Source organism: Rhodovulum sp. FJ3 (genome assembly GCF_032918305.1).
In the GTDB taxonomy this organism is placed as follows: domain Bacteria; phylum Pseudomonadota; class Alphaproteobacteria; order Rhodobacterales; family Rhodobacteraceae; genus SAT37.
Genome location: NZ_JAWJUU010000006.1, coordinates 103,229 through 124,966, shown reverse-complemented (window position 1 = coordinate 124,966; position 21,738 = coordinate 103,229). Strand labels below are relative to the sequence as shown.

The following is a 21,738-nucleotide window of genomic DNA, read 5'->3' as shown; positions in this document are numbered from 1 at the left end:
GTTACACGTACTTGATACTTAGGACCTCATAGGCCTTTTCACCGCCGGGGGTTTTCACCTCGACGCTATCGCCTTCGTCCTTGCCGATCAGGGCACGGGCCAGAGGCGATTTGATGTTCAGCAGACCCTTGTCGATGTTGGCCTCTGCCTCACCGACGATCTGATAGGTGCGCTCTTCGTCGGTGTCTTCGTCGACCAGTTGAACGGTCGCACCGAATTTGATCGAGCCCGACAGTTTCGCAGGGTCAATCACCTCGGCCAGCGACAACAGCGCCTCAAGCTCTTTGATGCGCCCCTCGATAAAGCTCTGCTTTTCGCGGGCGGCGTGATATTCGGCGTTCTCGGACAGATCGCCATGCTCACGCGCCTCTGCGATCGCGCGGATCACGGCAGGGCGTTCTTCGCTTTTGAGAACCTTCAATTCAGAATCAAGCGCGGTGTGCCCCGCGCGAGTCATTGGTATCTTTTCCATCGCACCATTCTGACGTTGTTAAAAAGCGGCGCAACTTTTCGGTGCGCCGCGGACGTTTCAGATACCTGACCCCAGAAAGCGACCGATTGCAAGACTAAGACGACTGCGGCCATAGGAACATGCTGCACTGCGACGAAATGATGTGGGGTAAGAATTGACCGGCGCGAAACACATCTATAACCCTGTGCGAAATTTTGTTTCGTGTGCACGGGGCGCGGTGCACCAAACGTCCATGTAGGGGAAACGACATGAGCGATATCGAACGCGAGTCTATGGAATGCGATGTGGTGATCGTAGGGGCGGGGCCGGCTGGTCTGTCCGCCGCGATCCGCCTCAAACAGTTGGACAGCGACCTGAACGTGGTCGTGTTGGAAAAAGGGTCCGAGATTGGCGCGCACATCCTGTCGGGTGCCGTTCTGGATCCGGCGGGTCTGGATCGTCTGATCCCCGACTGGAAGGCCAAAGGCGCCCCCCTGAACACCAAGGTCAAGGTCGATAACTTTTACCTGATGGGTGAGGGCGGCCAACTTCGCGTGCCCAACAAGCTGATGCCGCCGCTGATGAACAACCACGGTAACTATATCGTGTCGATGGGCAACGTCTGTCGCTGGATGGCCGAACAGGCCGAGGAAATGGGCGTCGAGATTTTCCCGGGCATGGCGTGCTCGGAGCTGGTCTTTGGTGACAATGGCGAGGTCAAAGGCGTCGTTGCCGGTGAGTTCGGCAAGAACCCCGATGGCACCCCCGGTGATGCCTATGAACCCGGTATGGAACTGCTGGGCAAATATGTCTTCCTGTCCGAGGGTGTGCGCGGGTCCCTGTCCAAAGAGGTGATCGCGAAATACGATCTGGCCGCAAACAGCGACGTGCCGAAATTCGGCATCGGCATGAAAGAGATCTGGGAAGTCAAACCCGAGAACCACAATGAGGGTGAGGTCACCCACTCGATGGGTTGGCCGCTTGGGTTCAAACAGTCGGGCGGTTCGTTCATGTACCATCTGGAAAACAACCAAGTGTACATCGGCTATATCATCGACCTGAACTACAAGAACCCGCACCTGTATCCCTACATGGAATTCCAGCGGTTCAAGCATCACCCCCGAATCGCAAAGGTTCTGGAGGGTGGCAAACGCGTGGCCTATGGCGCCCGTGCCGTGACCAAGGGCGGTTTCCAGTCGATCCCGCAATCGGCCTTCCCGGGTGGCGCGCTGCTGGGCTGTTCGTCGGGTCTGGTGAACCTGCCACGCATCAAGGGTAACCACAACGCGATGCATTCGGGCATTGCCGCCGCCGAAGCCGCCTATAAGGCACTGAGCGCCGGTCGTTCGGGTGACGTGTTGGAAGACTACGATGCCGAACTGCGTACCGGTCCCGTTGGTAAAGACCTGAAAAAGGTCCGCAACGTGGCCCCGCTGAACGCGAAATACGGCCCGGTCATCGGCGGCCTGATGCTGGGTGGTCTGGACATGTGGTGCCAGAGCATCTTCAAATTCTCGCCCTTCGGCACGGTCAAGCACGGCAAAACCGATGCCCAAGCCACCGAAGAGGCCAGCAAGCACAAGCCGATCGATTACCCGAAACCCGATGGGGTTCTGTCGTTCGATCGTCTGACCAACGTGTCCTTTGCGGCGACCAATCACGAAGAGAGCCAGCCCTGCCACCTGCAGCTTAAGGATCCGTCGATCCCGATTTCGGTCAACCTGCCGAAATTCGATGAGCCGGCACAGCGGTACTGCCCCGCAGGTGTGTATGAGGTCGTGCGCGAAGAGGGCGCCGAGCCGCGCTTTGTCGTGAACTTCCAAAACTGCGTTCACTGCAAAACCTGCGACATCAAGGACCCCAGCCAGAACATCAACTGGGTCACGCCACAGGGCGGCGACGGTCCGAATTATCCTAATATGTAAACAACACGTGCAACGGGGCGGCCAAATGGTCGCCCCGCATTGCGTTGGGCGCGGGCACTGGGTACGCTTTCCCTGAACCGGAAAGGAGCACGTCCGTGACAGTATTTTCATTCCGCGCAGTGGGGCTGGCCGCCGCCTTGGCGACCTCGACCATTCTGGCACCGGCCACGACCCATGCTGAAACGCCGTCGGGGGCCTATCTTGCGGCCCGCATCGCCAGCTTTAACGGCGATTACAGGGCGGCTGCGGATTACTATCTTGAGGCGCTGATCTCGGACCCGTCGAATGTTCTGATCCTTGAGAACGCGACGCTGGCGCTTGCCGGATTGGGGGATTTCACCCGTGCGGGGGCGCTTGCCACGCGTCTGGAGCAGCTGAGCGTCGATAGCCAACTGGCCCGCATCATCAACGTCGCTGCCTTGGTGGAACGCGACGCGGTGGATCGGGTGATTGCCGATATGGACGCTGGCCTGAGCATCGGGCCACTGGTCGACAATCTGTTGCGCGCGTGGGCCTATTTCTATCAGGGGCAGATGTCGGATGCCCTGACCATGTTTGACGAGACCGCCGAGATGCCTGGCATGCGCGGGTTCGCGGTCTATCACAAGGCGCTGGCGCTGGCCTCGGTCGGGGATTTTGAGGGGGCCGAGGCCCTGTTCGCCGATCCCGAAAACCGTGTTCTGTTGGCCTCGCGTCGCGGGGTTCTGGCCAATGTCCAGATCCTCAGCCAACTGGAGCGCAACGCCGATGCAGTCGCCCTGATTGATGAGGTGTTCGGCACCGAGCTTGACCCCGGTACGGCGGTTCTGCGCGCGCGGCTGGAGGCGGGCGATACCCTGCCGTTTACGGTCATCACCAGCGGGCGCGATGGCATTGCCGAGGTGTTTTATACCGTCGCGGGTGCCCTGAACGGTGAGGCCAGCGATGCCTTTACCCTCGTCTATTCGCGCACGGCGGAATTCCTGCGCCCCGATCATGTGGATTCCCTGTTGCTGTCGGCGGCACTGCTGGAACAACTGGGTCAACACGCGCTGGCGACCGAGGTGTACCTCAAGGTGCCTGCAGATGATCCCGCATTCTATGTCGCCGAAATCGGGCGTGCGGGGTCGCTGAACGCGGCCGGTCGTCCCGATGCCGCGACCGAGGTTCTGACCCAACTGGCCAAAGCCCACCCCGAAGTTCCAGTCGTGCACGTGACCCTTGGCGATCACTATAGCCGCCAAGAGGACTGGCAAAACGCCATCGCCGCCTATGACAAGGCCGTGGACCTGTTCACAGTCGAAGAGCGGGGCCAGTGGGTCGTTTATTACGCCCGTGCCATCGCGCATGAACGTCTGGGCAATTGGGACAAGGCCGAGCCTGATTTCCTGCATGCGCTGGACCTAGAACCGGATCAGCCGCGTGTCCTGAACTATCTGGGCTATTCCTATGTCGAAAAGCAGGAAAAGCTGGACACCGCGCTGGACATGATCGAACGCGCCGTCGCGGCCCGTCCCGACAGCGGCTATATCGTCGATAGCCTTGGCTGGGTTCTCTATCGTCTGGGCCGGTACCAAGAGGCCGTGCCGCATATGGAGCGCGCCGTCGAACTGATGCCGGTCGATCCGGTGGTGAACGACCACCTTGGCGATGTTCTGTGGGCCGTCGGGCGCAAGGTTGAGGCAGAATTCCAGTGGAAGCGCGCCCTGTCCTTTGTCGATCCCGACGATGTGCCGACCGATCTGGACCCCGACCGCGTGCGCCGCAAGCTGGACGTCGGTCTGGACGTTGTCCGGTCCGAAGAGGGCGCGGACCCCATTTCGGTCGCTGATGGCAATTAACGTTTTCGCACCTGCCAAGGTGAACCTGTCGCTGCACATCACGGGGCAGCGGGCGGATGGGTATCACCTGTTGGATAGCCTTGTGGCCTTTGCCCCTGTGGGGGACCGGTTGGTTCTGTCTGCGGGGCAGGGGGTCACCATGTCCGTTGACGGGCCCGAGGGCACGGGCGTGCCCGTGAATGACAGCAACCTCGCCCTGCGGGGCGCGCGGTTGGTGTCGGAAAACGGTGTACATATCGCATTGACCAAGGACCTACCTGCCGCCGCCGGTATCGGGGGCGGATCGTCGGATGCGGCGGCGGCTATTCGCGGGGCCTGTGCCCTGTTTGACGCGCCGATGCCGGATGAGGGGGTGATCCTGTCCCTCGGCGCGGATGTGCCGATGTGCATGACGCCCGTGCCCGCGCGGGCCATGGGGATTGGCGGGGATTTGGAACGCGTCGCCCTGCCGCGTTTGCCCGCCGTTCTGGTTAATCCGCGCGTGCCCGTGTCCACGCCGTCGGTGTTTCGCACCCTGACCCGCCGCGATAACCCGCCCATGCCGGATATCCCCGCCTTCGCCGGTGTTCCCGACGCCATCGCGTGGTTGGCGGATCAACGCAACGATATGCAACCCGCCGCCATCGCGATCGACCCCATGGTCGCGACGGTTCTGGACGCGCTGGGCGATACGGGCGCGGCCCTGTCGCGGATGTCGGGGTCGGGGGCGACGTGCTTTGGCCTCTATCCAACTGACGCCGCCGCGCGTGAAGCGGGCGCGGCCATTGCCGCCGCGCATCCCGATTGGTGGGTGCGCGCGACGTGGCTGGGGGATGTGTCGGAAATGGCGGTGCCGCAGGTCGCCTAGTTGACCCGCGCCACCACGTAATCGGCGATGTCGTGCAGCATGTCGCGGATCGGATCCGCAGGCAGGGTCAGGATCGCGTCCTTGGCCATCTGCGCCCATTTCAGGGCCTCGGCGCGAGTATCTTCCAGCGCGTTATGCTTGTTCAGCAATTCCAGAGCATGCTCCAGATCGCCGTCGCGCTGATCACCCTTTTCGATGGTGCGGGTCCAGAACGCGCGCTCTTGCTCATCTGCTTTGGCGACGGCCTTGATCACCGGCAGGGTCAGTTTGCGTTCGCGGAAATCGTCACCGACGTTTTTACCCGTCGCGTCCGAGCCCCAGTAATCCAGCAGGTCATCGACGATCTGGAAACTGATCCCCAAGGCATCGCCATAGGTGAACAGCGCCTGAATGGCCGCATCACCCGCACCCGCGATCACGCCGCCAACCTCGGTCGCGGCGGAGAACAGTGCGGCGGTTTTCCCGCGCACGACCTGTAGGTAGATCGATTCATCCGTGCGCAGATCCTGCGCGGCGGTCAGTTGCAGAACCTCGCCCTCGGCAATCGTGGCCGAGGCGTTCGCCAGAATGTCCAGCACCCGCAGAGAGCCGGTTTCGACCATCAACTGGAACGACCGCGAGAACAGGTAATCGCCGACCAGAACGCTGCTCTTGTTGTCCCAGAGTAGGTTGGCGGTGGGACGGCCACGGCGCTGGCCGCTTTCGTCCACCACGTCATCATGCAACAGGGTCGCGGTGTGGATGAATTCCACGGTCGCTGCCAGATGCACGTGATAGGGCCCGTCATAGCCACACAGACGCGCGGCCGCCAAGGTCAGCATTGGGCGCAGACGTTTGCCGCCCGCCTCAATCAGATGCGCGGTGACCTCGGGGATACGGGGCGCGTGTTTGGACGCCATCCGCTCACGGATCAGGGCGTTCACCGCGTCCATCTCGGTGGACAAATGGGCGCTTAGCCGTTCATGGGGTTTCGTAACTGCCACGTCCAACTCTTCACGCTCCTGTCAGTTGTCTCGACAAACGGGGGGATAAGGAACTAAGTCTCGGCCTATGAAGGAATTGCTTCGCACCACAGACCCGACCGAGATCGCCTTTGCAACCGCCCTACTTAAGGGTGAGGGGATAGAAGTTTTTCCGGTCGATGTCCACATGAGCGTGCTAGAGGGCGGCGTGGGCGTATTGCCGCGCCGGTTGTTGATCGCGGACCGTGATTTATTCATGGCGCGGGCGGTTTTGACGGACAACGGATTTGACTTGCCCGAGGTGCGGGGATGAGCGCGCTGTGTGATCTGACCTGCGACGATTTCCTTGGCGGGCGTCTGTCGATCTGGCAACCGCGAGATGGCTATCGCGCGGGGGTGGACCCTGTTTTGTTGGCCGCATCCGTGCCCGCGCGGGCGGGGCAATCGGTTCTGGAACTGGGCTGTGGCGTTGGCACGGCAAGCCTATGTTTGGGCTGGCGCGTGGCCGGTTTGCGTCTGTCGGGGCTGGAGCTGCAAGCCGACTATGCCGATCTGGCGCGCAAAAACGCGGATCACAACGGGATCAAGATGGATGTGGTCACGGGCGATCTGGCGCAGATGCCCGATGTCCTGCGTCAGCAGAGTTTTGACCACGTTATCGCCAATCCGCCCTATTTTCTGCAATCGGCGCGCAGTGCGGCACAGGATGAGGGGCGGGAAATTGCCCTTGCGGGGGAAACGCCCCTGACCCTGTGGTTCGATGCGGCTATCCGGCGGCTAAACAGCAAGGGCCAATTGACCGTCATTCAACGTATGGAACGTCTGCCCGAGATGCTGTCGTCGCTGGACAGTCGCGTGGGGTCTATCACCGTTCAGCCCCTTGGCGGGCGACCGGGGCGGCCTGCGAAACTGGTCCTGATGAGCGCGATCAAGGGCAGTCGCGCCGCATTCCGCCTGCTGGAGCCGATCCAGATGCACACCGGTGTGCGCCATGAGGGTGATTCGAACGACTATCCGCCTGCGATTGATGCTGTGATGCGGCATGGGTCGCCTTTGGTATGGACGAAATAATCGAAAAGTAGGCCAGTTTCTGCTTGAAACAAAATTTCGGTAAATCGTGCTGCTCTGCCGCGTGACATGTAATGGTTTCTGTGCTGCACTGTGATGGCCATATGTCATCATGAGAGGAGGACGGCCATGAGCATGAGTTCGCATATTCAGGAACTCCGCAAGAAACACCAATCTCTCTCGGACCGCGTGGAACAGGCCCAGCGATCCCCAGGTATTAGCGATCTCGATATTTCCCAGCTGAAAAAAGAAAAGCTGCGTCTCAAGGAACAGATTGAGCGATTGTCTCAGATCTGAACATCTTTCGCGGCGCTTGCTTTTGCGGCAAGCGTCGCCCCCCCAGTGATCAACACCGTTGCAAGGGCCAATGACCATGTTGGCGCGGCAAATCCGGTGACGACCAAAACGATCGTCGACAACAGGGGCGCGGCATAGCTGGCCACGCCAAGCAGTTGCAGATCGCCCCGTTTGACCCCCACATCCCACGTATAAAACGCAAGGCCCACGGGACCTAGGCCAAGGCCGATGATCGACGCCCATGTCAACGGCGCGGTGGGCCAGACCGGTGTTTCTACCGCAATGTGCAAGATACCCGACAGGACCGTTGTCGCGCCGCAAAACACGACGACAGCTGCGGTCGGTACATTGCCCATCATCCGCGAGCCAACGGAATAGGCGGTCCATGTCAGCGCGCAGAGAAACGCCACGCCATATCCCGCCATCGCGCCCGTGCTGAACGGTGTTCCGTCACCGCGCAGGATGATCACGGCCGCGCCCGTGAACCCCATGAGGCCCCCAACCAGATGCAGTGGGCGCAGCCGTTCACCGGGTAACATTCCCGACGTCAGCACAATCAGCAACGGCCAGAGGTAGGCCACCAGTCCCGCCTGCGCGGGCGGCGCAAGGCGCAGCGCGGTGAAATAGAGCGCGTGATAGCCAAACAGCCCAACCGTCCCCGCCACATAGGCCATCATCGGAACGCGGCGCAGCGCCGCCCATTCCCCCGTTCGCCACAGCCATCCAAGACCCAATAACGTGCCGATGCCAAAGCTGAGCATGTTCAACTGCAACGGTGGCACGGGGGCAGACCCGACCGTGAACAGCGCCAAGAGCGCCCACAAAAGAACGGCGATGAAACCGATGCCGGTTGCGCGGGCTTGGGTCATTGTTTCAGGGCGTCCTCAACGGGAATGATGGTCATCTGTTCGTGGACCCATACGGTTTTGGCGATCTCTTCCAGCATCCAGTCCCGAAAGGCGACGACATGGGGGCGGTCCTCGGCCCCTTTGCGGCAAAGAAACCGGAATTGGGCGCTTGTTTCAACCGCGATTCCATAGGGCGCCACCAATCGCCCGTCGGACAGTTCCTTGATCGTCATCGCGCGCCGCCCAAGGATCACGCCCGCCCCCGACAGGGCCGCATCGACCGCGTGGTCGGCCTGTGAAAACTGGGGGCCATGCGAGGGCGAAAAATCGATCCCCACGGCCCGGAACCACGTGTCCCAGTTGCAGGGCGGGGTCAGGAAATCAATCGAATGATCGAACATCAACGGCGCATGGGTCAGGTCCTGTGGCGTCGGGTATTTCTCGGCCAGTTCGGGCACCATAACCGGCGTGACCCATTCCCGCCCCAGCGGCATTTCCCACAGGCTGGGATCGCCGTCATAGCCAAAGCGGATCGCGACATCGATTTCGTCCGTGTCGAAATCCATGAACCTGAGGCTGGCGAGAAACCGCAAATCGATCTGCGGATAGGTCTGCGCGAAATCATACAGACGCGGGGCAAGCCATTTGGCGGTGAACGCGGGCCCCGCGGTGACGTTCAGGGTCGTGGCGTCTTGCAACCGTTTGGTGGTGCGCCACGCGTCGGTCAAGGTGTTGAACCCCGCCGTCACGCCGGGGGCCAAGGTGCGTCCCGCCTCGGTCAGTTTGACCGCGCGGTTCAAGCGCACGAACAGGGGCTGCCCCAAATGCTCTTCCAGCGACTTGATCTGATAGGACAGGGCGGCTGGCGTGACGTTCAATTCCTCGGCCGCCTTGGCAAAGGACAGGTGGCGCGCGGCCGCGCCAAAGGCACGCAGGGCGGTGAGGGGCGGTAGGCGATCAGGCATTCGGTTAAGTTATTTTGAACTGAGGTGCGAAAAAGTCTCGTTTGTCGGCGTGAAGAAACGTTGCCATGTTCAGGGGGTGAAATCAAACTTAACCGAAAGGTGCGACATGTTCGTTATTTCTGCTGATCCCCAGGTCCACCGCGCCGTGGAACGCGCCCGCGCAGAACGCTCAGGTGCCTTTTGGTCCCTGTTTCGCCGAACCCGTCCGAACCGCGTTGCCCATCGGCGCGGCTACGGTAAGGCTGCGGCGTAAAAAAGGGGCCACCGTTGCAGGTGGCCCCATCGCATTTCTGTCTGTCCGTCGGGATTAGACGAAGAACTGACCGCCGTTCGCCGAGATGGTCGAACCGTTCACGAACTGCGCATCATCAGCGGCCAAGAAGACGACGCAACGTGCGATCTCTTCGGGCTCGCCCAGACGGCCGGTCGGGATTTGTGCAACGATCGAATCCCGCACTTTTTCCGGTACAGCCATAACCATTTCCGTCGCGATATAGCCGGGGCAGATCGCGTTGGCGGTGATGTTGGCGCGCGCGCCTTCTTGGGCCAGCGATTTGACGATGCCCAGATCGCCCGCCTTGGTCGCAGCATAGTTCACCTGAGCGAACTGGCCTTTCTGACCGTTGATCGACGAGATGACGACGATACGGCCGAACTTGCGCTCACGCATACCGGGCCAAACGGGGTGAACGGTGTTGAACACGCCGGTCAGGTTGGTGTCGATCACCTGATGCCACTGTTCGGGGGTCATCTTGTGGAACGGCGCGTCGCGGGTGATGCCAGCGTTGGCGACAACGACGTCGATCGGGCCCAGCTCTTCTTCGATCTTGGCGATACCGGCCTGCGACTCTTCATAGCTGCCGACGTTCCATTTGTAGGTGCTGATACCGGTTTCCTCGGTAAACTTGGCGGCAGCTTCTTCGTTACCTGCAAAGTTTGCTGCAACCGTATAGCCCGCATCTTTCAATGCTTTGCAGATTGCTGCGCCAATGCCGCGGGTGCCCCCGGTGACCAGTGCGACTCGTCCCATGAATTCCTCCAATTTAGCGGTTCGATAACCTTGTTACATTTTACATTCTGCAGGCGCAACATTATTGCGCGCGGAAAGTTCACATTGTCTACTAAAGTCAAATAAAAAAAGGGTGCCGAAGCACCCTTTTGATTGCTGCGCTGCCGTTACGGACGCTCCAGGCACATGGCCACGCCCATACCGCCGCCGATGCACAGGGTCGCCAGACCCTTTTTCGCGTCGCGGCGTTTCATTTCGAACAACAGCGTGTTCAGGATACGACAGCCCGAAGCGCCGATCGGGTGACCGATGGCGATGGCGCCGCCGTTCACGTTCACGATGTCGGTGTTCCAACCCATGTCTTTGTTCACGGCGCAGGCCTGTGCGGCAAAGGCTTCGTTGGCTTCGACCAGATCCAGATCACCGGCGCTCCAACCTGCCTTGTCCAGGGCCTTGCGGCTTGCATAGATCGGACCGACGCCCATGACGCTGGGGTCCAGACCGGCGGTGGCGTAGGATGCGATACGGGCCAGCGGTTCCAGACCACGCTTTTCAGCCTCTTCTGCGCTCATCAACAGAACAGCGGCAGCACCGTCGTTCAGACCCGAAGCGTTTGCGGCGGTTACGCTGCCGTCTTTGGTGAAGGCGGGGCGCATTTTCTGCATGGCTTCGATGCTGGCGCCGTGACGGATGTATTCGTCTTTGTCGACGATGATGTCGCCCTTGCGCGTCTTGATGGTGAAGGGGATGACTTCGTCGTCGAACTTACCTGCCTTTTGGGCGGCTTCGGCCTTGTTCTGCGAGGCGAGGGCGAATTCGTCCTGCTGGTCGCGGCTGATTTGCCATTGCTCGGCGACGTTCTCGGCAGTTTGACCCATGTGATAGCCGTTGAAAGCATCCCACAGACCGTCGCGGATCATCGAGTCGATGAATTTCATGTCGCCCATTTTGTGACCGGCACGCAGGTGGGCGACGTGGGGGCTGAGGCTCATGTTCTCTTGGCCACCGGCGGCAACGATCGATGCATCACCCAGTTGGATGTGCTGAGCGGCCAGAGCAACAGCGCGCAGACCCGAGCCGCACACCTGGTTCAGCGACCAAGCAGCCGATTCAATCGGCAGACCGGCGTTGATGTGGGCCTGGCGGGCGGGGTTTTGACCCTGACCGGCGGTCAGAACCTGACCAAGGATGGTTTCGCTGACCTCTCCTTTGTCGATGCCGGCGCGTTCGACGATAGCCTCAAGCACAGCAGCACCCATATCGTGTGCGGGGGTGTTCGCGAACGAACCGTTAAAGCTGCCGACTGCGGTACGGGCGGCCGAAACGATTACAACATTGGTCATAGGTCAGTCCTCTTCCCTTCATGATTGCCGGGTTCAAGCGCCCCAAGCGGGAGCGTGACCCAACCCTATGTGAAATTCCTACGCGTAAGTAGGTGTAAGGGCAATCATATATGCTGCAATTGCATTATCTGTCTCGGCTAAGCGGACCGTTTGCGACCAATGTGCCATGGGGGGGAAATGGTTGGGGCGCCGATGAAATACCCCTGCAGGCAATCGACACCGGACTGGGCAAGGAACTGGGCATCCTCTGCGCGCTCAACGCTTTCGGCGACGGTGAACATGTCAAAGTGTTGTCCGATGGAAATCAACGCCTTAGCCAGAACCTGATTGTCGGGGTCGTTGGAAATGCCGCGGATGAACTGACCGTCGATTTTCAGGATGTCAAAGAAGAATTCGCGCAAGTATCTGAACGACGTATACCCCGCGCCAAAGTCATCCAGAGCAAAGGCGATCCCGCGTCGTTGCATCTGTTCCATAAAAACCGCCACGAGGTCGGGCATGACCATGGCTGAACTTTCGGTGATTTCGAGAATCAACCGTTCGGCGATTGTCGGATCTGAACGCAGTCCGCGATTTAGGGTTTCGATCCACGCCGGATAGCCGATGGAGCGCGCCGATAGGTTGATGGCAATGCGCGTGTCCTTGGTTTCGCGCAAGGCCGCAAGCCCCAGTTCCAGCGCGCGCACGTCGATATCACGACCCAGCGGATGCGCCTCGACTGTGGACATGAATTCCCGCGCGGGGATGACGCGGCCGGTCGGATCGCCGATACGGATCAGACCCTCGTAAAACGCGATGCGTTGGGAACCCGCGCACATCTGCACCGGCTGAAACGCCAGCAAGGTTTGCCCGTTGGACAGCGCGTTTCGCACCATCGACAGGATATCGCGGTCCCGTGCGGTCACGGCCGCAGACAGCGGAGAATCATCCACATCCATAGTTGGGGGTTCACCCGATTGATCCATCGGTTTCATGGCAGACTCCTTGGCAGACGGCTGCAGCCTGTCACCACGGGTCTTAACGGGGAATGAATGGTCGGATTTGCGTCGAATTTGAACAATCGGTGCGGGTGCTGGCCCCCGCTGCGTTGCCGCGCTAGGCTGATCCTGAACAACGGATGAGGTGGGTCATGCGCGATCTGGAAACCCGAATTGCCCAAGGGCGCGGTGATGAGGCGGCGGATATCGTCCTGCGGGGCGGGCGGGTGTTTGACCTGATCACCGGTACGATGATCGAGGGCGATGTCGCGATTTGTGGCGATATGATCGTCGGGATCGGTGCGGTGTATGAGGGCGCGCAGGTTATCGATATGGGCGGGCGCATCTTGGTGCCTGGCTTCATCGACACGCATCTGCATATCGAAAGCTCTCTCATCACGCCGTTCGAATTTGACCGCTGTGTCGGGCCGCGCGGGGTGACGACGGCGATTTGCGACCCGCATGAGATCGCCAATGTCATTGGGTTGGACGGTATCCGGTATTTTCAGGCCTGCGCGGAGCGGACCCTGATGGATATCCGGGTGCAGCTATCGTCCTGCGTGCCGTCCACCGATATGGAAACGGCGGGGGCCGAGATTTTGGCCGATGATCTGGCCGAGGTCATGGGCCATCCGTCTGGCATCGGGCTGGCCGAGTTCATGAACTATCCAGGTGTGATCTACCGCGACCCCCGCGCTATGGCCAAGCTGCGCCTGTTTGAGGGCGGTCATATCGACGGGCATTGCCCGCAGCTGTCCGGGAAGGACCTGAACGCCTATATCGCCGCTGGCATCCGCACCGAGCATGAGGCGACCACCGCCGCCGAGGCCATTGAAAAGCTGCAAAAAGGGATGCGCGTTCTGATCCGTGAGGGCTCGGTCAGCAAGGATATGAATGCGCTGGCCCCCGTTCTGACCGACACGACCGCGCCCTATATGTGTCTGTGCACGGATGACCGGAACCCGCTGGATATCGCGGAATATGGCCATCTGGATTTCATGATCCGCAGCCTGATTGCCAAAGGGGCCTCGCCCCTTGCGACCTATCGCGCGGCAAGCCTGTCTGCGGCCGAGGCCTTCGGGCTAAAGGATCGGGGCCTGATCGCGCCGGGGAAACGGGCGGATATTGTGGTCCTGAACGATCTGGACACCTGCGCCGTGCATACCGTGTTTGCCGGTGGGGTCGAGCTGACCGACGCCGCATTCGCCGCGCGGGATGTGATCGAACCTGTCGGGCGCAATTCCGTCATCGCCCCGCAGGTCACGGCGGATAATTTCCGCACCCGAGGCAACCACGAAACCGTCGATGTGATCGGCATTCTGGACGGCAAGATCATCACCGAACACCTCCGTGAGGACGTTGCGTTTGTGGATGGCGATCAACGCCCCGATCCAGCGCGCGATCTGATGCGGATTGCGGTTGTCGAGCGCCACGGAAAGAACGGGAATATCGCGACGGGTTTTGTGCGCGGGTTCAACATGCAATGCGGCGCGATTGCCTCAACCGTCTGTCACGATCACCACAATATCGCGGTGGTGGGGGCAAGCTATGACGACATGGCCCTTGCCGCGAACCGGCTGTCCCGGATCGAGGGCGGGTTTGTCGTGGCCAAGGACGGCGAAATCTTGGCCGAACTGGCGCTACCCGTCGCCGGATTGATGAGCCTTGAGCGGTTCGAGGTCGTGCGCGATCAACTGATCGATCTACGCGCCGCCGCCAAGGATTTGGGCGTCACTCTGGACGAGCCGTTCCTGCAACTGGCGTTTCTGGCCCTGCCGGTGATCCCCGCGTTGAAAATCACCGACCGTGGCATGGTGGATGTGATCAAGTTCGAATTGATCAGCTAGGGATCTCTTCGCGATCCAGCAGCGCGTCCAGAATCACACGCGCATTGGGGCCGTCCCATTCGGCCTCACCAATCAGGCGGGCAACCTCACGTCCCTCGGGGTCCATGATGACGGTGACGGGCAGGCCCAGCACGGACATCTGACGCGACAGGATCGCAAACGGATCGCGCAGGGCGACGACGTTCTCGACACCGGTTTCCTCAAAGAACCGGTGGATGCCCGGAACCGACAGACGGCCAACGGCGATGGTGACGACCTCAAAATCCTCACCGGCCAATTCGGTCTGCAACCGGTCCAGCCCCGGCATTTCCTTGCGGCAGGGTGCACACCACGTGGCCCAGAAATTCACCACCACATATTTGCCCTGATACTCGGCCAGCGTCACAGGCGCCCCATCCAGCGTTTCCAGAGGCGCAATAATCGGGATCGGCTGCGGTTCGGCGTGGACGTTCAGTTTCAGCATGTCGCCTTCACGCAAAGCGGCAATATCCGCCGTTTCGGCAAGCGCGGCATTTGCACCAAGCGCAAGGGCCGTATAAAGGACGACAGAACGTAAAATGCGCATAACTTCCCTCACGGATGATCTCATGACCCAAGATAAATCGAACGCCATGTGGGGCGGACGCTTCGCCGCTGGACCTGACGCTATCATGGAGGCGATCAACGCTTCGATCGGTTTCGATCAACGCCTCGCCTCTCAGGACATCCGCGGGTCGCGGGCGCACGCCGCCATGTTGGCGAACTGCGGTATCATCAGTCCTAATGATGCCGAGGCCATCCGTGAAGGCCTGCTCACCGTATTGTCAGAGATTGAGGGCGGAACATTCGCCTTTTCGACCGCCTTGGAAGACATCCACATGAACGTCGAGGCGCGCCTGAAAGAAATCGTCGGCGAACCGGCGGGTCGTCTGCACACTGCGCGTTCGCGCAACGATCAGGTCGCAACCGATTTCAAACTGTGGGTCCGCGATCAGATCGACGCCGCCATCAACGGGATTGGCGCATTGATTGAGGCGCTGTTGGAGCAGGCCGAGGCCGGTGCTGATTGGGTCATGCCCGGCTTTACCCACCTGCAAACCGCCCAGCCCGTGACATGGGGCCACCACATGATGGCCTATGTCGAAATGCTGGGCCGTGACCAGAGCCGCCTCAAAGACGCCCGCGCCCGCATGAACGAAAGCCCCCTTGGCGCCGCCGCCCTTGCCGGTACGTCCTTTCCGATCGACCGGTTCCAAACGGCCACGGACCTCGGGTTTGACCGTCCGGCGGCGAACTCGCTGGACGCGGTGTCGGATCGTGACTTTGCGCTGGAATTCCTGTCCTGCGCCTCGATCTGCGCGATGCACCTCAGCCGCTTTGCCGAAGAACTGGTGATCTGGTCCTCGGCCCAGTTCCGGTTCGTGACCCTGTCGGACCGGTTCAGCACCGGCTCCTCCATCATGCCGCAAAAGAAAAACCCCGATGCGGCCGAACTGATCCGCGCCAAAATCGGTCGTATCTTTGGGGCGAATGTCGCCCTGATGACGGTGATGAAGGGCCTGCCGCTGGCCTATTCCAAGGACATGCAAGAGGACAAGGAACAGGTTTTTGATGCCGCCGACAACCTGATGCTGGCGCTGGCCGCGATGACCGGCATGGTCAAGGATATGTCGGCCAATATCGAGCCGCTGGAAAAGGCCGCCGCCTCTGGCTTCTCGACCGCAACCGATCTGGCCGACTGGCTGGTGCGGGCACTGAACATGCCGTTTCGCGATGCCCACCATGTCACCGGTACGCTGGTGGCCTTGGCCGAGGGTCGCGGCTGTGACCTGCCCGACCTGTCGCTGGCTGATATGCAGGGCGTCCATGCCGAAATCACCGAGGACGTGTTCACCGTGCTCGGCGTCCAGAACTCCGTCGCCAGCCGTCAGAGCTATGGCGGAACCGCCCCCGATCAGGTCCGCGCGCAAATCAAACGCTGGCGCGAGGCGCTGGCATGATCCGCGCGGCGCTCCTCCTCGGGGCACTTGCCGCGCTCTCGGCCTGCGGGGTCGATGGCGCGCCGCAACGCCCGGGGACGGAACTGGGCGTCACCCTCTCGGGCACTATCTCTGCGGGGATCGGGTCCTAAACGGGGATAACACATGCTGCGCGCAACCTTTCTCGGCTTGGCCATCTGGGGGGCAATCCACCCGATGGCCTACTTCATCGCATGGTTCGCGGAACACGGTATCTCACTCTCAGGCCTGATCGAGGCGTGGCATACCAATAATGCCACCTCGGGCCTAACGTGGGATCTGACCATCGCGGCCATCGCCCTGACCGTCTGGATCATCGCCACCGCGCGCAAAGCCTCCGACCGCACGCTGCTTTGGGCGATCCCCGCCACCTTCTGCATTGGCGTCTCTTGCGGCCTACCTCTGTTTCTCTACCTCTCCACCCGCCCCCGCGCCTGATTTCACCTGGATGAAATAGTCCGGGGGTCCGGGGGCTGGCCCCCGGCTGCGCCGCATTGCATCACACCGCACATATGCTAAGACGCGCCAAGGCCAACGGGGACACGATCATGGACCATTTTCTCTATCGCAACGGCACGCTCTATGCCGAAGACGTCGCACTCACCGATATCGCGGCACAGGTCGGCACGCCGTTCTATTGCTATTCCACGGCCACCTTCACCCGCCACTTCCGCCTGTTTGACGAGGCGCTGGACGGGATGGATCACCTTGTCTGCTACGCGATGAAGGCCAACTCGAACCAGGCGATCCTGTCCCTGATGGCCAGCCTCGGCGCGGGTGTCGATGTGGTCTCGGGCGGGGAATACGCGCGCGCCAAGGCCGCAGGGTTTGACGGTGATAAAATCGTGTTCTCGGGCGTTGGCAAAACGCGCGAGGAAATGCGCGCCGCCCTGACCGGCGGCATCCGTCAGTTCAACCTCGAATCCGAACCCGAAATGCTGGTCCTGAATGAGGTCGCGCTGGAACTTGGCACCGTGGCCCCCGTCACCGTGCGCGTGAACCCCGACGTCGACGCAAAAACCCATGAAAAAATCGCCACCGGCAAATCGGAAAACAAATTCGGCATCCCGATTGCCCGCGCGCGAGAGGTCTATGCCCATATCGCGACCCTGCCAGGGCTGCGCGTTGTCGGCATCGACGTCCATATCGGCAGCCAGCTGACCGATCTCGAACCCTTCCGTCTGGCCTATCGCAAGGTGGCCGAACTGACCGAGACCCTGCGCGCCGATGGCCATGACATCATCCGTCTGGATCTCGGCGGCGGGCTGGGCATTCCCTATGCCCGCGGCAATGAGGCCCCGCCGCTGCCCGTGGAATACGGTGCAATGGTCAAAGAGGAACTGTCGCATCTAGGCTGTGAGATCGAGATTGAACCGGGCCGCCTGATCGCGGGCAACTCGGGCATTCTGGTGTCCGAGGTGATCTATGTGAAATCCGGCGAAGGGCGCGATTTCCTGATCATTGACGCGGCCATGAACGATCTGGTTCGCCCGTCCATGTACGGCGCGCATCACGATATCGTCCCCGTGGTCGAGGCCGAACCGGGGGCCGAGCAACAACCCTATGACATCGTCGGTCCCGTCTGCGAATCGGGCGATACCTTTGCCAAGCAACGGAATATGACCAAAGTCGCAGCCGGTGATCTGGTCGCCTTCCGCTCGGCCGGTGCATATGGCGCGGTTATGGCGTCGGAATACAACACCCGCCCCCTGATCCCCGAAGTTTTGGTGCATGAGGATCAATTCGCTGTCATTCGTTCGCGCCCAAGCTTTGACGAAATCATAAACCGCGATACCATTCCTACGTGGATCTAGGCGCGCAATCCCGCGCCCTAGGGCAGTGGGACCGCGATGACAGTCAAGACCGATCTTCCTGAAGCGGTACGCCCCGCGCTTCGGCGCGCGGCGGGTCTGACCCTGATCGGTCTCTGGGCCGAGGCGATCTTGCGCGCGTTCTGGCCCGCCTTTGCCGTACTGTTTGTCTTGATCGGTGCATCCCTGTTGGGGCTGTCGCGGGCGTTTGATGCGCCGGTCTATTGGTCTGTCCTTGGCCTATGCGCGCTGGCGATCCTTTTCTTCGCGATGCGCGGTGCACGCCGGTTTGCCCGTCCGACGGCGGCGCATGCGCTGGCGCGGATCGACGATACCTTGCCCGGTCACCCCATTGCGGCCCTCAGCGATACCCAAGCAATTGGCGCCGACGACACACAGGCCCAAGCGGTCTGGCGCGCGCACCTGTCGCGCATGGCTGCGCGTCTGCGTGGCGTGAAGCCGGTCGGCCCCGATATGAACGTCGCGCCACAGGACCCTTGGGGCCTGCGCCTGATGGCGGTAATCGTCCTGATCACCGGTATTCTGTTTGGCACGATCGACCAACTGACCCCGCCCGACGGCACGGACGCCCCGAATGGTGCGGCTCTGGCCCTTGGTCCCTCGTGGGAGGGCTGGATCGAACCGCCGCTTTATACCGGCAAGCCCGGTCTTTACCTGAATGAAATTACCGCCGACACCGTCACCGTCCCCGAGGGCAGTCAGGTCACCCTGCGCATTTACGGCGATCAATCCGCGATTGGTCTGAACGAAACGGTATCCGGCACCGACAGCCCCGCCGCCTCGGGCGCAAATAGCATCGGGTTCAACATCGCCAATGCGGGCGAGATCGAAATCGGTGGTCCCACGGGCCGCGCATGGGAGGTTCTGTTGATCCCCGATCAGCCGCCCGTGGTGTCCTTTGTCGGAGATATCGAATGGATGGCCGATGGCGAGATGCGCCAAGGCTTTACCGCGCAGGACGATTACGGCGTGTCGCGCGGACAGGTGCAGATCACGCTGGATATGGACGCGTTGGACCGTCGTCACGGGTTGCTGGCCGATCCTGATCCGCGCACCGCGATTGTTCTGGACCTGCCGATGCCCGTCACCGGCAACCGCGCGGATTTCGGTGAATTGCTGATCGAAAACCTGTCCGAACATCCGTGGGTCGGTTTGCCCGTCCGGTTTGAGGCGACTGCGCAAGATTCCCTTGGTCAGACCAGCGCCCCCGATGTGGCCAATCGCATCCTGCCCGGACGGCGGTTTTTCCACCCCGTTGCGGGCGCGATCATCGAACAACGCCGCGATCTGTTGTGGGCGCGCTCGAACGCGCCGCGTGTTGCGCAAATCCTGCGCGCGATCAGCCACCGACCCGCCGACCTTTTCCGCGATAGTTCGGTCTATCTTCGTCTGCGCGAGGTCGTGCGCCAGATTGAGGCCGCCGCCGACAGCGACACGGGCCTATCCGCCGAGCAACAAGACGAAATCGCCGCCGTTCTGTGGGACATGGCGCTTGACCTCGAAGTGGGCAGCCTTGAGGACGCCCGCGAACGTCTGGAACGCGCCCAAGAACGCCTGAGTGAGGCGATGCGCAACGGTGCGTCGCAAGATGAGATTGCCGAGTTGATGCGCGAACTGCGTGAGGCCACGGATGATTATATCCGCCAACTGGCCGAGAACGGTCAGCAGCAACAGCAAAACCAGCAATCCGCCCAGAACCAGCAGAGCCAAGAGATCACGCAGGATCAGCTGTCTGAGATGCTGGATGAGCTAGAGCGCCTGATGCAAGAGGGCCGCATGGCCGAAGCCCAACAGTTGATGCAGCAACTGGCCGAACTCATGCAGAACATGCAGGTCACCCAAGGCCAACCGGGACAGGGTGACGGCGAACAGGCGATGCAGGGCCTGTCGGATACGCTGCGCGAACAACAGGAATTGTCCGACGAATCCTTCCGCAATCTGCAGGACCGGTTCAATCCGGGCCGCGACGGGCAAGGTCGCGAAGAGGGCGGGGATCAGGGCCAGTCGGATCAGGACAATCAGGCACAGCAGGGCACGGGCCCGAATGGCGATGAACAATCCCTTGCCGAACGCCAACAGGCGCTGCGCGATGAGTTGCGCCGCCAACAGGAAAACCTGCCCGCACTTGGCGGTGAGAACGGCGAAGCAACCCAAGAGGCGCTGGACCGTGCGGGGCGCGCCATGGAAGAGGCCGAGGGTGCCCTGCGGGACGACGACATCGCAGGCGCGTTGGACAGTCAGGCCGAGGCGATGGAGGCCCTGCGCGACGGGATGCGCAACATGGGCCAAGCCTTGGCCGAGCAACAACAGCAGGGCCAAGGCCAGCAGGGCGAGGCCATTGGCCGCGCCCAGCAGGATGGATCGTCCGATCCGCTGGGCCGTCGTCAGGGCACAATCGGCAGTTCAGACGGCCAAGAGGACGTTCTGGGCAATGGCGACCCGCAACGGCGCGCGCAGGAATTGTTGGATGAAATTCAGCGCCGCTCGGGCGAGCAATCCCGCCCCCAAGAGGAACGGGATTATCTGGAACGGCTGCTCGACCGGTTCTAGGGTCTAGTTGGTCAGGTTCTGGATCAGGGCGGTCAGTTTGACCATCGCGTTGCCGACGATCATGTCCACCTTGACCAACAGGCCATCGGCAAACATCACATAGCCGTCGATATAGGGCTGTGCGCCCGGGACCATCAGGCGGATGCTGGGCGCAAAGAGATAGAGCGCGAACAGGATCGCGCCCATCAGGATCACAATGCCAAAGCCCATGCTGAACCGGCCGCGCTGGTTCGGGGCATCCTCGTCGTAGATATCTTCGAACTGGGCCTCATCAGGGCGTTCGGATGTCGCGCGCAGGGTGGAATTGATTTCCTCGATATCGGGCAGCAGGTCACGGCGTTTGGCCGGTTCGCTGGATGCGGGCGGTTCGCTTGGGACACCGCGCAGACGCGCCACACGTTCGCGCAGACCGCCGGTCGCGGCGGCGGCACCTTCCTCCAGCCCGAGATCGGGTTGGGACTCTAGGCTCTCACCCTCACGGGCGCGGGTCGAGAATTCCGCCTCTTCGCGCAGGATATCGGCAATGTTTTCGTCAAGGCCACGGCGTTGCGGCGCGGGGGCCTCTTGATCCTCGGACGGGATGACGTCGATGGGCGCGTCATCGGCGTCCACATCGTCCCAGTCCTGATCCCCGTCGTCCCAATCATCCTCGACCGTCGCTTCGACGTCGTCATCAATTTCCGGGGCGGGCGTCGGTGCGGCGGCGGGGGTGTCTTCCCAATCGTCGTCCGCATCGGCGACATCGGGTGTTTCAGGTGCGGTTACGGTATCCTCGGCGGGCACATAGGCCCCCGGTTGAAACCACGTATGGCCACAGTTTGAACATTGTACATCACGACCAGAGGCGGGAATGACTGCATCATCCACCTCATATTGTGCGTCACAATTCGGGCATACCAAACGCATGCTGCCCCCATCTTCCGCCGTGGACCGGCGGCTATTCTGCCTCAGTTAATTCCGTATGTTGTCTTACTTAATCAGTAAATTCAAAGTTTTTGAA

General features: G+C 61.2%; 20 protein-coding genes. 11 read left to right on the top strand and 9 right to left on the bottom strand.

Annotated features, from left to right (window positions below):
- Window position 1: 1 nt before the first annotated feature.
- The gene (gene greA / locus R1W00_RS15575; RefSeq protein ID WP_317263687.1) at window positions 2-472 is read right to left on the bottom strand and encodes a transcription elongation factor GreA; all 471 of its coding nucleotides are present in this window, start codon (window positions 470-472) and stop codon (window positions 2-4) included.
- Between the two features lie 248 nt (window positions 473-720).
- Between greA and R1W00_RS15570 the strand changes: the two genes are divergently transcribed.
- The 3 genes from R1W00_RS15570 (at window position 721) to R1W00_RS15560 (ending at window position 5,043) form a co-directional block, all read left to right on the top strand.
- Window positions 721-2,376 carry an electron transfer flavoprotein-ubiquinone oxidoreductase gene (locus R1W00_RS15570; RefSeq protein ID WP_317263686.1) on the top strand — a complete coding sequence of 552 codons (1,656 nt, stop codon included), beginning with the start codon at window positions 721-723 and terminating at the stop codon, window positions 2,374-2,376.
- A 95-nt stretch (window positions 2,377-2,471) separates the two neighbouring features.
- Window positions 2,472-4,196 carry a tetratricopeptide repeat protein gene (locus R1W00_RS15565; RefSeq protein WP_317263685.1) on the top strand — a complete coding sequence of 575 codons (1,725 nt, stop codon included), beginning with the start codon at window positions 2,472-2,474 and terminating at the stop codon, window positions 4,194-4,196.
- Complete coding sequence (locus R1W00_RS15560; protein WP_317263684.1) at window positions 4,186-5,043, top strand: 4-(cytidine 5'-diphospho)-2-C-methyl-D-erythritol kinase; 858 nt, start codon at window positions 4,186-4,188, stop codon at window positions 5,041-5,043. Before R1W00_RS15565 ends, R1W00_RS15560 begins: the two co-directional genes overlap by 11 nt.
- On the opposite strand, the gene R1W00_RS15555 is transcribed toward R1W00_RS15560, so the two are convergent.
- A complete protein-coding gene (locus tag R1W00_RS15555; protein ID WP_317263728.1) occupies window positions 5,040-5,975 on the bottom strand; it encodes a polyprenyl synthetase family protein in 936 nt (311 codons plus the stop codon). The genes R1W00_RS15560 and R1W00_RS15555 overlap by 4 nt on opposite strands.
- Before the next feature lie 118 nt (window positions 5,976-6,093).
- Here R1W00_RS15555 and R1W00_RS15550 point away from each other — a divergent pair, with 118 nt between their 5' ends.
- From R1W00_RS15550 to R1W00_RS15540, 3 genes are all read left to right on the top strand, one after another.
- Window positions 6,094-6,318, top strand: coding sequence for a DUF2007 domain-containing protein (locus tag R1W00_RS15550; protein WP_317263683.1), 225 nt, complete (start codon window positions 6,094-6,096; stop codon window positions 6,316-6,318).
- Entirely contained in the window at window positions 6,315-7,076 is a 762-nt protein-coding gene (locus tag R1W00_RS15545; protein WP_317263682.1) for a tRNA1(Val) (adenine(37)-N6)-methyltransferase, read from the top strand. The genes R1W00_RS15550 and R1W00_RS15545 overlap by 4 nt, the downstream gene beginning before the upstream one ends.
- Before the next feature lie 126 nt (window positions 7,077-7,202).
- Window positions 7,203-7,370, top strand: coding sequence for a YdcH family protein (locus R1W00_RS15540; protein ID WP_317263681.1), 168 nt, complete (start codon window positions 7,203-7,205; stop codon window positions 7,368-7,370).
- On the opposite strand, the gene R1W00_RS15535 is transcribed toward R1W00_RS15540, so the two are convergent.
- The 5 genes from R1W00_RS15535 to R1W00_RS15515 form a co-directional block, all read right to left on the bottom strand.
- Window positions 7,361-8,239 carry a DMT family transporter gene (locus R1W00_RS15535; protein WP_317263680.1) on the bottom strand — a complete coding sequence of 293 codons (879 nt, stop codon included), beginning with the start codon at window positions 8,237-8,239 and terminating at the stop codon, window positions 7,361-7,363. The two genes, R1W00_RS15540 and R1W00_RS15535, sit on opposite strands and share 10 nt — an antisense overlap.
- Window positions 8,236-9,183, bottom strand: coding sequence for a transcriptional regulator GcvA (locus tag R1W00_RS15530; RefSeq protein WP_317263679.1), 948 nt, complete (start codon window positions 9,181-9,183; stop codon window positions 8,236-8,238). The genes R1W00_RS15535 and R1W00_RS15530 overlap by 4 nt, the downstream gene beginning before the upstream one ends.
- 307 nt (window positions 9,184-9,490) lie before the next feature.
- The gene (gene phbB / locus R1W00_RS15525) at window positions 9,491-10,213 is read right to left on the bottom strand and encodes an acetoacetyl-CoA reductase (RefSeq protein ID WP_317263678.1); all 723 of its coding nucleotides are present in this window, start codon (window positions 10,211-10,213) and stop codon (window positions 9,491-9,493) included.
- Window positions 10,214-10,359: 146 nt separating this feature from the next.
- Window positions 10,360-11,535 (bottom strand): acetyl-CoA C-acetyltransferase, encoded by a 1,176-nt coding sequence (locus R1W00_RS15520; protein WP_317263677.1) that lies wholly within the window; start codon window positions 11,533-11,535, stop codon window positions 10,360-10,362.
- A gap of 137 nt (window positions 11,536-11,672) precedes the next feature.
- On the bottom strand, window positions 11,673-12,500 hold the full coding sequence (locus tag R1W00_RS15515) for an EAL domain-containing protein (RefSeq protein ID WP_317263727.1): 828 nt from the start codon (window positions 12,498-12,500) through the stop codon (window positions 11,673-11,675).
- A 164-nt stretch (window positions 12,501-12,664) separates the two neighbouring features.
- On the opposite strand from R1W00_RS15515, the gene ade reads away from it, so the two are divergent.
- On the top strand, window positions 12,665-14,359 hold the full coding sequence (gene ade / locus R1W00_RS15510) for an adenine deaminase (protein ID WP_317263676.1): 1,695 nt from the start codon (window positions 12,665-12,667) through the stop codon (window positions 14,357-14,359).
- Here ade and R1W00_RS15505 read toward each other — a convergent pair.
- On the bottom strand, window positions 14,352-14,924 hold the full coding sequence (locus tag R1W00_RS15505; RefSeq protein WP_317263675.1) for a TlpA disulfide reductase family protein: 573 nt from the start codon (window positions 14,922-14,924) through the stop codon (window positions 14,352-14,354). The genes ade and R1W00_RS15505 overlap by 8 nt on opposite strands.
- Window positions 14,925-14,946: 22 nt before the next feature.
- Here R1W00_RS15505 and argH point away from each other — a divergent pair, with 22 nt between their 5' ends.
- The 4 genes from argH (at window position 14,947) to R1W00_RS15485 (ending at window position 20,738) form a co-directional block, all read left to right on the top strand.
- Window positions 14,947-16,338 (top strand): argininosuccinate lyase, encoded by a 1,392-nt coding sequence (argH, locus tag R1W00_RS15500; protein ID WP_317263674.1) that lies wholly within the window; start codon window positions 14,947-14,949, stop codon window positions 16,336-16,338.
- 144 nt (window positions 16,339-16,482) lie between these two features.
- Complete coding sequence (locus R1W00_RS15495) at window positions 16,483-16,794, top strand: DUF2834 domain-containing protein (protein WP_317263673.1); 312 nt, start codon at window positions 16,483-16,485, stop codon at window positions 16,792-16,794.
- 110 nt (window positions 16,795-16,904) lie between these two features.
- A complete protein-coding gene (lysA, locus tag R1W00_RS15490) occupies window positions 16,905-18,170 on the top strand; it encodes a diaminopimelate decarboxylase (protein ID WP_317263672.1) in 1,266 nt (421 codons plus the stop codon).
- A gap of 36 nt (window positions 18,171-18,206) precedes the next feature.
- Window positions 18,207-20,738, top strand: coding sequence for a TIGR02302 family protein (locus R1W00_RS15485; RefSeq protein WP_317263671.1), 2,532 nt, complete (start codon window positions 18,207-18,209; stop codon window positions 20,736-20,738).
- A gap of 3 nt (window positions 20,739-20,741) precedes the next feature.
- On the opposite strand, the gene R1W00_RS15480 is transcribed toward R1W00_RS15485, so the two are convergent.
- Window positions 20,742-21,644, bottom strand: a complete 903-nt coding sequence (locus R1W00_RS15480; protein ID WP_317263670.1) for a zinc-ribbon domain-containing protein — start codon at window positions 21,642-21,644, stop codon at window positions 20,742-20,744.
- Between the last annotated feature and the right edge of the window lie 94 nt (window positions 21,645-21,738).

What these genes read in the sequence shown, in the direction of transcription:
- greA (WP_317263687.1), bottom strand. Translation starts at nt 472, where the DNA reads ATGGAAAAGATACCAATGACTCGCGCGGGGCACACCGCGCTTGATTCT.
- R1W00_RS15570 (WP_317263686.1), top strand. Translation starts at nt 721, where the DNA reads ATGAGCGATATCGAACGCGAGTCTATGGAATGCGATGTGGTGATCGTA.
- R1W00_RS15560 (WP_317263684.1), top strand. Translation starts at nt 4,186, where the DNA reads ATGGCAATTAACGTTTTCGCACCTGCCAAGGTGAACCTGTCGCTGCAC.
- R1W00_RS15555 (WP_317263728.1), bottom strand. Translation starts at nt 5,975, where the DNA reads ATGGACGCGGTGAACGCCCTGATCCGTGAGCGGATGGCGTCCAAACAC.
- R1W00_RS15550 (WP_317263683.1), top strand. Translation starts at nt 6,094, where the DNA reads ATGAAGGAATTGCTTCGCACCACAGACCCGACCGAGATCGCCTTTGCA.
- R1W00_RS15545 (WP_317263682.1), top strand. Translation starts at nt 6,315, where the DNA reads ATGAGCGCGCTGTGTGATCTGACCTGCGACGATTTCCTTGGCGGGCGT.
- R1W00_RS15540 (WP_317263681.1), top strand. Translation starts at nt 7,203, where the DNA reads ATGAGCATGAGTTCGCATATTCAGGAACTCCGCAAGAAACACCAATCT.
- R1W00_RS15535 (WP_317263680.1), bottom strand. Translation starts at nt 8,239, where the DNA reads ATGACCCAAGCCCGCGCAACCGGCATCGGTTTCATCGCCGTTCTTTTG.
- R1W00_RS15530 (WP_317263679.1), bottom strand. Translation starts at nt 9,183, where the DNA reads ATGCCTGATCGCCTACCGCCCCTCACCGCCCTGCGTGCCTTTGGCGCG.
- phbB (WP_317263678.1), bottom strand. Translation starts at nt 10,213, where the DNA reads ATGGGACGAGTCGCACTGGTCACCGGGGGCACCCGCGGCATTGGCGCA.
- R1W00_RS15520 (WP_317263677.1), bottom strand. Translation starts at nt 11,535, where the DNA reads ATGACCAATGTTGTAATCGTTTCGGCCGCCCGTACCGCAGTCGGCAGC.
- R1W00_RS15515 (WP_317263727.1), bottom strand. Translation starts at nt 12,500, where the DNA reads ATGGATCAATCGGGTGAACCCCCAACTATGGATGTGGATGATTCTCCG.
- ade (WP_317263676.1), top strand. Translation starts at nt 12,665, where the DNA reads ATGCGCGATCTGGAAACCCGAATTGCCCAAGGGCGCGGTGATGAGGCG.
- R1W00_RS15505 (WP_317263675.1), bottom strand. Translation starts at nt 14,924, where the DNA reads ATGCGCATTTTACGTTCTGTCGTCCTTTATACGGCCCTTGCGCTTGGT.
- argH (WP_317263674.1), top strand. Translation starts at nt 14,947, where the DNA reads ATGACCCAAGATAAATCGAACGCCATGTGGGGCGGACGCTTCGCCGCT.
- R1W00_RS15495 (WP_317263673.1), top strand. Translation starts at nt 16,483, where the DNA reads ATGCTGCGCGCAACCTTTCTCGGCTTGGCCATCTGGGGGGCAATCCAC.
- lysA (WP_317263672.1), top strand. Translation starts at nt 16,905, where the DNA reads ATGGACCATTTTCTCTATCGCAACGGCACGCTCTATGCCGAAGACGTC.
- R1W00_RS15485 (WP_317263671.1), top strand. Translation starts at nt 18,207, where the DNA reads ATGACAGTCAAGACCGATCTTCCTGAAGCGGTACGCCCCGCGCTTCGG.
- R1W00_RS15480 (WP_317263670.1), bottom strand. Translation starts at nt 21,644, where the DNA reads ATGCGTTTGGTATGCCCGAATTGTGACGCACAATATGAGGTGGATGAT.